Source organism: Dehalococcoidia bacterium (assembly GCA_035310145.1).
GTDB lineage: Bacteria > Chloroflexota > Dehalococcoidia > CAUJGQ01 > CAUJGQ01 > CALFMN01.
The window spans coordinates 13,860-26,196 of the sequence record DATGEL010000104.1 but is presented as its reverse complement, the minus strand read 5'-3'; the positions used below and the strand labels follow the sequence as shown (position 1 = coordinate 26,196).

Genomic DNA, 12,337 nt, shown 5'->3' with positions numbered 1-12,337 from the left:
CCGGCGGGCGCGCCCTTCCGTGAGGGGCTGCCTGCGGGCACACTGGATGCTGCAAGACGCTGCCGCAAGGGCGCCGGGAGGCACGCGTGCAAACCAGTCTCTTCTACTTGCCGTCGATCGGCTCGCGCCAGGAGATCGAGCAGGGCATGGCCGGACTGCGGCCCGATCTCTACCAGCGCATGCTGGCTGAGCTGAAGGAGCAGGCGCAGCTCGGCGACGAGCTGGGCTACGACTCGATCTCCTTCACCGAGCACCACTTTCACATCGAGGGATTCGAGATCTCGAACAACCCGGTGATGCTGGACCTCTTCATCGCCATGCACACCAAGCGCATCCGTGTGGGACAGCTCGGCATCGTGCTGCCGGCGCAGAATCCGCTGCGCGTGGCGGAAGACATCGCCATGCTCGACCACATGAGCGGTGGCCGCGCCAACGCCGGCTTCGCCCGCGGCTATCAGCGCCGCTGGGTGGACGTGATGGCGCAGCAGATGCACGGCATCCATGGCGCCACGCCCGGCCAGCACGACGCGATCGACCAGGCGAACCGCCAGGCGTTCGAGGAACACTTCCGCATCATCAAGCAGGCCTGGACGCAGGACATGCTGCAGTTCGAAGGCAAGAACTGGCAGATCCCGCCGCCGGACACGCCCTGGGACCTGGACGCGACGCGCCAGTGGGGCGCCGGGCTGGACGAGGAGAACATCGTGCGGGCGATCGGCGTCGTGCCCAATCCGCTGCAGCAGCCACACCCGCCGATCTTCCAGCCGTTCGCTTCCAGCGAGAACACGATCCGCTGGTGCGCCCGCGAAGGCGTCACCGCGATCCTGCCGGCCATGCGGCTGGAGCTGCAGAACCATCTCTACGAGGTCTACCGCGAAGAGGCCGCCGCCCACGGCCGCGCCTTGCAGCAGGGCGACGGCCTCGGCGTGCTGCGCGACGTGATCGTCTGCGACTCGGACGAAGAGGCGCAGGAGCTGTGGTCGTACGGCGCGGCCTTCTGCGGCTCGGCCTGGTTCGCGCCGTTCCACTTCGGCGACGTGCTGCGCGGCCCGGATGGGGTCGCGCCCTCGCGCGAGGAGATGCTGCAAAACGGCATGCTGCTGGTCGGCAGCCCGGATACCGTCAGCCGGCAGCTCGAACGGCTGCAGGCGGACACGCCGGTGAACTGGGTCTTCGCCTGGATGTACAACGGCCTGGTGCCGCACGCAAAGCTGCTGCGCTCGATGGAGCTCTATGCAACGAAGGTGTTGCCGCGCTTCTCATGAAGGCAGCCGCCCGCCCGAGGTATCGCAGGTACATGCGTGAAGGGGTGAGCGCCGTTCGGCGCTCACCCCTCGCACAGTGCTGGTCGATCGCTCTCGCTGCCTACCGCTGCGACGGGCGGAAGCCGGCGGCGCGCGCGGCCTCTTCGCTCTCGAAGAGCATATCGGGATCAACACGGTCGTAGTTCGCCTGGCCGGGCAGGTGATAGATGCGCTCGCCCTCGCGCGTGATCTTGCCACGGATCTGAGGTTCCGCCGCGGCCTGCGCGCCGTTGTTCGCGCCTGGCGCTGACTGCCGGCCGGTGGCTTCGGCCGGCTGCACGGCCGCTGCGGGCGCCTCGATGACGGCGCGACTTTCCCGCTCGACAGCGGTGGCTGACTTCTGCAGCGCTTCCGTCTGCGCTTCGACCGCTGCCTCGGCGGCTCTGCCGGCGCGCTCGGCGCTCCGCGCCGGCAGCATCTGCAGCGGCGCCGCGGCCGACACGTAGGCAGCAAAGACCTGGCCGTAAGCTTCGATCAGGCGGCCGTAGCTGGCCGTGAGGCCGGCGGTGCTGCCGGGCTGCGTCAGGGCGAGCGGCAGCCGCAGCCACTCTGCCGCGACGTCGAGCTGGGCCAGGCCGAGCGCCTGTGTGCTCGCGGCGATCCGCTCCAGGGCGCTGCCCGATGCCTGCTGCTCAGTGCCGGCGTCGGCCGCGCCGACACCGATCGCGGTCAATTGGCGCTGAACGCCGCCGAACAGCGCCCGCCACCCGTTCTGCCAGGTTTGCAGCGCCTGCTCGGCGGCGCCGCGCCGCGCGTCCGTGGTCATGTTCGGTTCCTCTCCCTCTGGAACGCGCACCGATGGCGCATCTAGATGCATAGTACACCTAGATGCCTGACCGAAGTCGAGCCGCGGCCCATCACCGGCGAACTGTCAGATTGTTGCACGACTGCCCTCCCGATGCTCTGCGCAGTCGCTTGCCCGCGCGGCGCCGCGCGCTGGATACTGGCGCGGAGCGCGACGTGGCCTGCCGCCGGCGCTGGGAAGGACGAAGCTTGACCACCACGAACACCGCCGTCAACGCCAAAGTGCAGGAGCTGGTCGAGCGACAGCTTGCGGAGGGCCAGCAGCTCGGCGTGCAGGTGGCGGCCTATCTGCACGGCGAGCCGATCGTCGCGGTGTGCGCCGGCCAGATGGGGCCGGATGACCCGCGGCCGGTGCGGCCAGACACGCTCTTCAACTGCTTCTCGACCACCAAGGGCGTGGCTGCCGCCGCGCTGCACATCCTCGCCGACCGCGGTCAGATCGACTACGATGCGCCGGTTGCCCGCTACTGGCCGGAGTTCGCCGCCAACGGCAAGGAGCGCGTCACCGTCGCGCAGGCGATGAGCCACCAGGCCGGTCTCTATGCCATGCCGCCCGGCGCCAACGTCGACTTCCTGGCCGATTGGCAGGCCGGCCTCGACTGGATCGCCAATAGCACGCCGGCCTGGGAGCCGGGCACGGCCACGGGCTACCATGCCATGACCTACGCCTGGATCGTGGGCGGCATCGTGCAGGGCGCGTCCGGGCGGCACATCAAGGACGTGATCCGCGAGGAGATCGCCGCGCCGCTCGGCGTGCAGGACGAGATGTTTGTCGGCATTCCCGACGGCGTAGAAGATCGTCTGGCCGTGCTGAAGCTTGGCCCGCGCCCGGAGCAGCCGCCGGCCATGCCGCCCGACCACCCGATGTTGCAGGCGATGCCCCCGAACCTGGGCCTGACCGTATTCAACGAGATGCGTGTGCGCCGCGCTTGCCTGCCCTCGGCCAACGGGCACTTCAGCGCTCGCGCCCTGGCGCGGATGTACGCGGCGCTGGCCAACGGCGGGCAGATCGACGGCGTGCGGCTGGTTTCGCCCGAGCGTATCGCGCAGATGCAGCGCGTGATCACCAGCGACGTGGACCGTGTGCTGATGCTGCCCATGCGCAAGGGCATCGGCTTCTGGATGGGCGGCCAGATCGGGCCGCTGCCGTCGGTGCGCGGCCCGCGCATTACCGCCTTCGGGCACGACGGCGCCGGCGGCTCCTCGGCCTTCGCCGATCCCGAGGTCGGGCTCGCCGTGGCCGTGGTGCCGAACCTGATGCAGCTCACGCTGACCGCGGAAGGGCCGACGCTGGCGATCTGCAACCTGATCCGCGCCGAGCTGGGCCTCGGCTGAGGCGGCGCATGGCAGAAGAAGCAGCGCTTCCTGACGCGGCGCCGCCCGCCGGTATCCCTCCGGTGGCCGGCCCTGCGGTGCGCTCGATCAGCGCGCTCACGCTGGCGACGCACGCGATGGCGCGCTCCGTTGCCTTCTACCGCGCCCTCGGCTTCGTGCTGCACTACGGCGGCGAAAACGCCAGCTTCAGCAGCTTCTACGTGGGCACGTCGCACCTGAACCTGATCGCCGTGCCGCCGGAGACGCGGCTCTCGTGGTGGGGCCGCGCCGTCTTCTACGTCTCGGATGTGGATGCTTTCCACGCGGGCGCCGTCGCGGCCGGGCTGCACCCGGAGACGGCGCCGGCCGATGCGCCCTGGGGCGAGCGCTTCTTCCACATCCTCGACCCCGACGGCCACGAGCTGAGCTTCGCCGAGCCGATCGTCGATCGCGGCCGCCGAGCCTGAGCACACCACCGCCCCGACCGGGATCCCGTGCGCGTACCGGCAACGCCCGTGGTTGACATATACTCGCAACAGATAAGCCACGGTGGCGGGCACTACCTTCGGTGCGCTTCGCGCCGCGCGACCCGCGCCGCTGGCGCCATCCGTTGGGAGAGGCAAGACATGACCACGCTTGATCCTTCCGCCCTCGCCACGCTCTATCCGCGCCATGCGCTCTCCGACATGCTGGCCGAGACGGCGCGGCGGCTGCCCGACAAGCCCGCCTTCATTGACACGGCCGGCAACACCTTCAGCTTCGCGCGCGTCTGGAAGGCGGCGCGCGGCCTCGCCCGCTTCCTGCAGGTTCGGGATCGCCTGCAGAAGGGTGAGACGGTGGCCGTCTTCTCGCCGAACTGCCCCGAGTTCGCCGTGGCGCTGCACGGCGCACTGCTCGCCGGCGCCAAGGTCACGCCGCTCAACCCGCTCTACCGCGAGCGCGAGGTCGAGCACCAGCTCGACGATGCCGAGGCCGTGGTCATCTTCGCGCACAGCTCGCTGCTGCCGCCGGTGAGCGGCGTTCAAGGCCATCTGCCACGCGTGCGCGCCGTGCACGCGATCGAGGAGGTCTGGGCGCTGGCGGAAGCGGAGCCGGGCGAGCCGGCGGTGGTGACGATCGACCCGCTCAACGACCTGGCCCTCCTGCCCTATTCGAGCGGAACCACCGGCCTGCCCAAGGGCGTGATGCTGACGCACTACAACCTCACGTCGAATATTCGCCAGTCGATCGCCACCGGCCTGGCCAAAGAGGACGCGGTGCTGCTGGCCTTCCTGCCCTTCTACCACATCTACGGCGCCACGCTGCTGCTCAATGCGCCGCTGGCCGTGGGCGCCACCTGCGTGATCATGCCGCGCTTCGACGCCGAGCAAACGCTGGCGCTGATCGAGCAGCACGGCGTCACCGACCTGTTCGTGGCGCCACCGGCGTTGCTGGCGCTGGTGCACCACCCCGCGGCCGCCACCCGCCGGCACGATTCGTTGCGCTTCATTCTTTCCGGTGCGGCGCCGCTGCCGGCCGAGGTTTCGAACCTGGCGCTGCAGCGCTTCGGCTGCCCGGTGATCCAGGGCTACGGTATGACCGAGGCCAGCCCGGTGACCAATGCGCAGCGGCCCGGCAGCATCGTGCCCGGCTCGGTCGGCGCGGCGATCGAGAATACGGAGGAGAAGGTCGTCGATCGCGAGACGTTTGAACCGATCGCGCGCGGCGAAGTGGGCGAGCTGCTGATCCGCGGTCCGCAGATCATGCGCGGCTACTGGAAGAGCCCGGCGGCCACGGAGGAGACGTTGCTGCCCGGCGGCTGGCTGCGCAGCGGCGACATCGCGCGCATGGACGCGAAGGGCGAGGTCTTCATCCTCGACCGTGCCAAGGAGATGATCAAGTACAAGGGCTACCAGATCGCGCCGGCCGAGCTGGAGTCGCTGATCATGGAGCACCCCGCCGTGCTGGACGCGGCGGTGACGCCGAAGCCGGCGGGCGCCGACGGCGAACAGCCGAAGGCGTATGTGGTGCTGAAGCCGCAGCAGCAGGCGAGCGCGGACGAGCTGCTCGCCTTCGTGGCCCAGCGTGTGGCGCCCTACAAGAAGCTGCGCGAAGTGGAGTTTGTCGCCGCGATTCCGAAGAACCCCTCCGGCAAGATCCTGCGCCGCGTGCTGATCGAGCAGGAGCGGGCAAGGGCGGGGCAGTGACGCGCTGATGCCGGCGGACGCGCACCCCTGCTGTTCGAGGCGGCAAGCGGGCGCACGTCATCGGGTCGCGGGATCCGGTGCGAGTGAGCCGTATCTGACCGCGCGGGTTACGCCCGATGCATCTCCGTGGAGATTGTCCCGCGGGCGGAAGACAGCGAGCGCAGCGTCCAGCCCGCCATCACCATGGCGAGCCCACGCAGGATGAAGCCGATACCCACGATGGCAGCCAGCGCCGCCACGCCGATGCCCACATCCGACACGACGATGATGCCGAAGATCAGCTCAAGGACGGCAACCAGGAGCATCCAGAGACGCTGCCCCTCGAACGGGCCGAACGCCTCGACCAGGCGCACCGCGCCCATCACGATGAACCAGGCGCCCAGCAGCAGCGCGATCGCCGCGACGCTGGCGATCGGGTGGCGCACGAGAAACAGCCCTGCAATCACGCTGAGCGCGCCGAGAATCGCCAGCATACCGCGGCCCTCGCTGCGCGGACTCAGCGCGGTGAGCAGCTCGAACACGCCGTCGACGAGCAGAAAGATGCCGGCGACCCAGGCGAGCGAGACGATGCCGATCCCCGGCCAGACCAGCATGATCACCCCGGCGGCGATGCTCGCTACTCCGAAGAGAAGCACGAGCCACCAGCCCTCGACGAGCTGGTGCACGACTGTCTCGGGCGTTGATCGGGCTGCCATGGCCTTGCTCCCGCGGGTTGCTCCGTGCCGGCCCAGAAATGGCGCCCATCACTGTAGCACACGGGTCGGGAAACCGGCGCCACGGCGTCGCGCCGAAAATGGTCTGCGCGGCCGTCGCGAGCCGGGACGGGCGACCGGGCGGCGTCCTTGGCTCGCGGCTGAGGCCCCGCCCGCTGGCCGAGCCGGCCTTTCTATGCCGGCTCGCGTTCAGCCGTGCGGCGGCAGGCGGCGGTGCCAGTCCGTGCGCTGCTGGTAGGCGCCGGCAACGGCCAGGACGGTGTTCTCCGCGCCGGCGCGGCCGACGAACTGGATTGCAGTCGGCAGGCCGCGTTCGCCGAAGCCGTTCGGCACGCAGACGGCGGGCAGCCCGGCGATGTTGCCTGCCGCACCCAGACCGTCGCCCGCGGCGCGGCGCAGGCTCTTGCTGAAGGATTCGCTGATCGGGCCGGCGACGGTGCGCGTGCCCGGCGCCACAATCGCATCGAAGCGGCTGAGCAGTGCGTCCATCTCGCGCTGGATGTGGCGGCGGATGCGCAGGGCGCGCAGATAGTCACGCGCCGGCAGGACGCTGTAGGCGAGGGGGTTGATGCGGTCCTCCGGTGCCGTCAGCCCGGAGGCGCCACCGCTCAGCAGAAACGCGTCGAAGGCGCTGGACGCTTCGGCGCGGATGATCGTCATCGCCACCGCGTCGTAGGGCAGCTCCGGCAGCGCCAGCGTCTCGATTGTGCCGAGTTCGCGCAGCACGCCCAACGCCGTCTCGAAGTTCGCCGCGACCTCGGGCTGCGCGCCGGCGGTGGCATTCTCCAGCACCGCCAGGCGGAAGCCGTCGTGTCGCTGCTGCTCCGGCCGGTACTGAAACAGCGCATCGAGGCTCGTCTCGTCGAGCGGGTCGCGGCCGGCGATCGCGTCGAGAACGAGGCCGCAGTCGTCCGCCGAGCGGCACATCGGTCCGAGCTTGTCCATCGTCCAGCAGAGCGCCATGGCGCCGTGGCGGCTGACACGGCCGTAGGTCGGGCGCAGGCCGGAGACGCCGCAGAACGAGGAGGGCGTGACGATCGATCCCCAGGTCTCCGAGCCGATGGCGAAGGGCACGGCCCGCGCGCCGACGGCCGAGCCGGAGCCGCTGGAGGAGCCGCCGCTCCACGCCTCCGGATTCCAGGGCGAAAGGCCGGGGCCGGTGATGCTGGCGTCGGGCTGGTCGTAGCCCATGCCGCCCGCCAGCTCGACCATGCCGAGCTTGGCGACGAGCACCGCGCCCGCGGCCTCCAGGCGGGCGGCGACCGTGGCGTTCCGCGGGAAGACCTGATCTTTGAAGGGCACGGCGCCCCAGGTGGTGGGAGTGTTCGCCGTAGCGACGAGATCCTTGAGGCCGAAGGGGATGCCGTGCAGCGGGCCGCGATCGTGACCCGCTGCCAGCTCCTCATCCGCCCGCCCAGCCTCGCGCAGCGCCCGTTCCGGCGTGAGCGTGACCACGGCGTTGAAGCGCCGGCCGACCGAATCGAGCCGATCCAGATAGTACTTCGCCAGCGCCGTCGCCGAGGTTTGTCCCGAGCGCAGCATGGCGCCCAGGTCGCGCAGCGAAGCGAGCGCGAGGGCGGCGTCATCGATCGACATCGAGGCGAGTTCCTTGCGCCACGTGTGACGCCACCTGCCGGCGGTCGGCCGCCGACGGGGCGCGCCGCAGCGCCGGTATGGACGGGCCCGCGCCGGGTCAGTGCGTGCAGGCGAGCGGGGTCCGGCGCTAGAGGCTGGCGCCGATCTTATTCATCGTGGTGCCGCAGACCGGGCATTTGCCCTGAACAGCCGGCTTGCCGTTCTTCATCGTCACCTGCTTGGCCTGCGACATCTCGCGCTTGGCCCGGCACTTGACGCAATACGCTTCCACGAACGTCCTCCTCGTGTGCTGTGCGGGTGAATCCGTGCGCGGCCACCCGGCAGCGCGACGCCTCCCGACACAGTACTCCCGCGTGGCGCCGGCCGCTATCCCGCCGTGCGGCCTCCTTCATCTGCCGGCACGAAGACTTTATGCGGCCGCCAACGCCCGTGCAGAGCATCATAGCGCAGCAAGGCGGTAAACGCGCCCGCCCGATCGTATGCTCTGCACAGCATTGCAGCCGATTCTTCCGGTTTACGCGGCGCTCCGCCCCCCGGATCACGCCCGTGGCGCACGGCTTCGACGTCCGCTTCCATAAGCGTCACTGCCGGCAGGTGCTGCACGGCGCGATCGGGGGGCAGCAGACGCTGGCGCAGCAGATCGCGGCCGCCCCGTTCCAGCTCCTCAAGCGCGACCGCTTCTGCCACGGAGAGGCCGCGGCTGGCCGTGCGCCGCAGCGCCGCGAGGTGTGCCGCGGAGCCGAGCGCCAGGCCGAGATCGTGCGCAAGGCTGCGGATGTACGTGCCGCTGCCGCAGACCACGCGCAGGTCGAACTCGGGCGGGGCGAAGCGCCGCAACTCGATCGCGGCGATCGTGACGGTGCGCAGCGGCGTATCGACCGCTTCGCCGCGACGGGCGAGTTCGTAGAGCGGCCGGCCATGTCGCTTGATCGCGCTGAAGGCCGGTGGTCGTTGCTCGATCGTGCCGGTGAAGGCGACCAGCGCCGTGCGCAGCGCGGCCTCGTCGATGTGCGCCCACGGCGCCTCGGCCGTGAGCGTGCCCTCGGCGTCGTAGGTGGTGGTGGCAGCGCCGAGGCGCACCGTGGCTTCGTACGTCTTGCCGCCGGTAGAGAGATATTCGAGCAGGCGCGTCGCCATGCCCAGGCCAAGCGGCAGCACGCCGCTGGCCAGGGGATCCAGCGTGCCGGCGTGGCCGACCTGCCGCTGACCGGCGATGCGGCGCACGCGCGCCACCACGTCATGCGAGGTCCAGCCGCGCGGCTTGTCGATCGCGAGGATGCCATGCAGCTCGGCCGGGCGCCGCACCGGCTCAGCCTTCGATCTCGACGTTGGCGATGCCGACCGTGCGGTAGAAGCTCGCATCCAGCGTCGGTTTGCGGCCGTGCTCCGGGTGGCGTGCGGCGATCTGCGGGTCGCGCGCCAGGTCCCAGGCGGAGGCGTAGGGTCGGTGAGTCATCAAGAAGAGCTGGCCGGCCAGCGGGTCGAAGACGGCCCAGGCGCCCATGATGAACAGCTCACAGACGGCATGGAACGCGGGCTGCGCAGCCGGCTCGCGGTACAGCAGGCAGACGCGCGAGGCGATTCCGGCGGCCTGCGCCAGCAGCGCCAGCAGCCGCGCCCGCTCCAGCGGCGTCGCCTCGCCCGAGGCAAGGATTGCCTCCTCGGCGCGGTCGCGGCCGTCGAAGTCGATCGGTCGCAGCCGTGCCAGCGCCCGGTTCAGCGCCGTGGCGCGGGCGAGACCGGGGCGGGCGTTGCCGGCCAATTCCTGGGCGGCGGCGTCCAACACCGGCCGCTTGCCGGGCAGCAGTTGCGGTTCCAGCGGCGTGAACTCGCCGCCGGAGGGGCGTTGCGTTTCGCTTGCCGTGGGGCTGACGCCGAAGCGGGCGTAGAGCAGCGTCGCCTCGCCGCCGTAGAGGCGCGGCATCGTCTGCGGCGTCAGCAGCAACTGGCGATCGAGCAGGCGCGCGTCGCACCCACCCGGCGCCAGCCGCGGGCGCAGGTCTGCCGCCGGATCGCGCGGCGCCGCCTCGCTCATGCGGAGCTTTCTGGTGCGTCGTGTTCGTGCGCGACCTGGTCGAGCAGGGCGCTCATACGGACGCCCTCGGCGATCGAGGTATCGGCCTTGAAGCTCAATTCCGGCACAATGCGCAGCGATTCCAGCCGCTCGCGCAGGGCGTGGCGGATGAAGCGCGCCCCGGCGTTCAGCGCGGTCAGCGACGAGGCGCGTTCCTCGTCGCTGCCCAGCACGCTGACGAAGACACGCGCGTGGCGAAAGTCGGGCGAGGCTTCGACGGCGGTGATCGAGATCAGGCCGCCGAGGCGCGGGTCCTTCAGCTCGCGCTGCACGATGGCGCTGATCTCCTCCCGCAGCAGTTCGTTTACGCGCTCGGAGCGTCGGGTCATGGCGCATCCTGAGGGACGAGGAAAGAGGAAATAGGAGAGCACGGGCCCTCGTTCCTCGTTCCTGGTTCCGACTTCCTCGTTCCTACGACTGCCGTTCGCGGTGGTAGAACTCGATCACGTCGCCGATCACGAAGTCGTCCCAGCCGTCGAGCGTGATGCCGCACTCGTAGCCCGTCGCGACCTCGCGCACGTCCTCCTTGAAGCGCTTGAGGTTCTCCACCCGGCCCTCGAAGACCAGCTCGCGGCCGCGGCGGATGCGGGCGCCGGCGGAACGCGCCGCCTTGCCGTCGGTGATGTACGACCCGGCGATGTTGCCGAAGCGGCTGATACGGATGATCTGCCGCACCTCGGCGTGGCCGTCGATGACTTCTTCGTAGACCGGCTCCAGCATGCCTTTGAGCGCGTTCTCGATGTCCTCCACGGCGTGATAGATCACGTCGTACTGCTTGATCTCGACGTGCTCGGCCTCGGCCTGGCGGCGGGCGCCCTGCTCCGTGCGCGTGTTGAAGCCGAGGATCACGCCCTTCGCCGCCTTGGCCAGCATCACGTCCGACTCGGTTACGGTGCCCGTAGCGGCGTGTATGACCTTGACGCGCACCTGCTCGTTGCTGGCGCGCTCCAGCGCGTTCTTGATCGGCTCGATGCTGCCCTGCACGTCGGTCTTGAGCACGATGTTCAGCTCTTTGACCTTGCCGGCGGTGATCTCGCCGAAGAGCGTGTCGAGCGTGACGGCGCCGGCAGCGCCTTCCGCTGCCGCGGCTGCCTTCTCGCGCTCGCGGCGATCGACCCAGTCGCGGGCGGTGCGCTCGTCTTCCACCACGGTCACGCGGTCGCCGGCCTGCGGCACGCTGCTGAGGCCGAGGACCTTCGTGGGAATGCTGGGGCCGGCGCTGCGCAGCTTGCGGCCGCGCTCGTCGAACATCGCCTTGACGCGGCCATAGGCGGTGTCGCCCGCCACGATTACGTCGCCCGGGCGCAGGGTACCGGTTTGCACCAGCACCGTGGCAACGGTGCCGCGCAGCGACTCCTTCTCCGCTTCGAGCACGACGCCGACGGCGGAGCGGCGCGGGTCGGCGCGCAGCTCCAGGATCTCGGCCTGGGCGAGCAGGCTTTCCAGCAGGTCGTCCAGCCCGTCTTTCGTGCGGGCGGAGACGGGCACGGCGATCGTCTCGCCGCCGTACTCTTCGACGGTGATGCCGTAGTTGAGCAGCTCCTGCTTCACCCGATCGGGGTTGGCGCCGGCCAGGTCGATCTTGTTGATCGCGACCACGAGCGGCACGCCAGCAGCCCTGGCGTGGTTGATCGCCTCGATCGTCTGTGGCATGACGCCGTCGTCCGCCGCCACCACGAGCACGGCGATGTCCGTGACCTCGGCGCCGCGGGCGCGCATCGCGGTGAACGCTTCGTGGCCGGGCGTATCGAGGAAGGTGATGCGCTGGCCGTTGATGATGATCGTCGAGGCGCCGATGTGCTGGGTAATGCCGCCCGCCTCGCCCTCGGTGACGCGGGTATTGCGCACGGCGTCAAGCAGGCTGGTCTTGCCGTGGTCGACGTGACCCATGATCGTCACGATCGGCGGGCGCGGATCGAGGTGCTCGCCACTCTCCACGACCTTGCGACTGGCGGCGGGCTGGGCCTGCACGGGCGGCGCGGCGGTCTCCTGCGGCTCAAAGCCGAAGTCGGTGGCGACGATTGCGGCCGTGTCGAAGTCGATCGACTGGTTGACCGTCGCCATCACCCCGTTCTTCATCAACTCCTTGATAACTTCGACGGGGTTGATGCGCATGCGGTCCGCCAGCTCTTTGACGGTCAGCGCACGCGGCAGGTCGATCGGCCCGCGATCTTCCGGCGGGCCGGCCGGCGCCTGTGGTGTTCGGGTTGTCATACGGACCTCCTTGGTGAGCCTGCTGGCCGCGGGCGGGGAACGCCTCGCTCCGAACGCGGCCTCGGGCGGGAGCGCGGTGCGCTCCGGGACGCTGGCGGCGGCACGGCCGCGGCCCGAGAGACCCGCGGGCCG

The 12,337-nt window shown here is 70.2% G+C and carries 12 protein-coding genes; 4 read left to right on the top strand and 8 right to left on the bottom strand.

The window, feature by feature from the left end:
- Positions 1–86: 86 nt before the first annotated feature.
- Entirely contained in the window at positions 87–1,265 is a 1,179-nt protein-coding gene (locus VKV26_19535) for an LLM class flavin-dependent oxidoreductase (GenBank protein HLZ72104.1), read from the top strand.
- A 100-nt stretch (positions 1,266–1,365) separates the two neighbouring features.
- Here VKV26_19535 and VKV26_19530 read toward each other — a convergent pair whose 3' ends face one another.
- Positions 1,366–2,070 carry a hypothetical protein gene (locus VKV26_19530; GenBank protein HLZ72103.1) on the bottom strand — a complete coding sequence of 235 codons (705 nt, stop codon included), beginning with the start codon at positions 2,068–2,070 and terminating at the stop codon, positions 1,366–1,368.
- A 227-nt stretch (positions 2,071–2,297) separates the two neighbouring features.
- On the opposite strand from VKV26_19530, the gene VKV26_19525 reads away from it, so the two are divergent.
- From VKV26_19525 to VKV26_19515, 3 genes are all read left to right on the top strand, one after another.
- Positions 2,298–3,443, top strand: a complete 1,146-nt coding sequence (locus VKV26_19525; GenBank protein ID HLZ72102.1) for a serine hydrolase domain-containing protein — start codon at positions 2,298–2,300, stop codon at positions 3,441–3,443.
- Positions 3,444–3,451: 8 nt separating this feature from the next.
- A complete protein-coding gene (locus VKV26_19520; GenBank protein ID HLZ72101.1) occupies positions 3,452–3,889 on the top strand; it encodes a VOC family protein in 438 nt (145 codons plus the stop codon).
- A gap of 159 nt (positions 3,890–4,048) precedes the next feature.
- On the top strand, positions 4,049–5,608 hold the full coding sequence (locus tag VKV26_19515; GenBank protein HLZ72100.1) for an AMP-binding protein: 1,560 nt from the start codon (positions 4,049–4,051) through the stop codon (positions 5,606–5,608).
- 107 nt (positions 5,609–5,715) lie between these two features.
- Here VKV26_19515 and VKV26_19510 read toward each other — a convergent pair whose 3' ends face one another.
- The 7 genes from VKV26_19510 to infB form a co-directional block, all read right to left on the bottom strand.
- Entirely contained in the window at positions 5,716–6,303 is a 588-nt protein-coding gene (locus tag VKV26_19510; protein HLZ72099.1) for an HdeD family acid-resistance protein, read from the bottom strand.
- A 207-nt stretch (positions 6,304–6,510) separates the two neighbouring features.
- Positions 6,511–7,917: an amidase gene (locus tag VKV26_19505; protein ID HLZ72098.1), complete on the bottom strand. Its 1,407-nt coding sequence runs from the start codon at positions 7,915–7,917 to the stop codon at positions 6,511–6,513.
- A gap of 127 nt (positions 7,918–8,044) precedes the next feature.
- Complete coding sequence (locus VKV26_19500; protein ID HLZ72097.1) at positions 8,045–8,188, bottom strand: DUF5679 domain-containing protein; 144 nt, start codon at positions 8,186–8,188, stop codon at positions 8,045–8,047.
- A gap of 95 nt (positions 8,189–8,283) precedes the next feature.
- Positions 8,284–9,222, bottom strand: a complete 939-nt coding sequence (gene truB / locus VKV26_19495; GenBank protein ID HLZ72096.1) for a tRNA pseudouridine(55) synthase TruB — start codon at positions 9,220–9,222, stop codon at positions 8,284–8,286.
- Positions 9,223–9,226: 4 nt separating this feature from the next.
- Positions 9,227–9,952, bottom strand: a complete 726-nt coding sequence (locus VKV26_19490) for a transglutaminase domain-containing protein (GenBank protein ID HLZ72095.1) — start codon at positions 9,950–9,952, stop codon at positions 9,227–9,229.
- Positions 9,949–10,320, bottom strand: coding sequence for a 30S ribosome-binding factor RbfA (gene rbfA, locus VKV26_19485; GenBank protein HLZ72094.1), 372 nt, complete (start codon positions 10,318–10,320; stop codon positions 9,949–9,951). The genes VKV26_19490 and rbfA overlap by 4 nt, the downstream gene beginning before the upstream one ends.
- 82 nt (positions 10,321–10,402) lie before the next feature.
- On the bottom strand, positions 10,403–12,205 hold the full coding sequence (gene infB, locus VKV26_19480) for a translation initiation factor IF-2 (GenBank protein ID HLZ72093.1): 1,803 nt from the start codon (positions 12,203–12,205) through the stop codon (positions 10,403–10,405).
- Between the last annotated feature and the right edge of the window lie 132 nt (positions 12,206–12,337).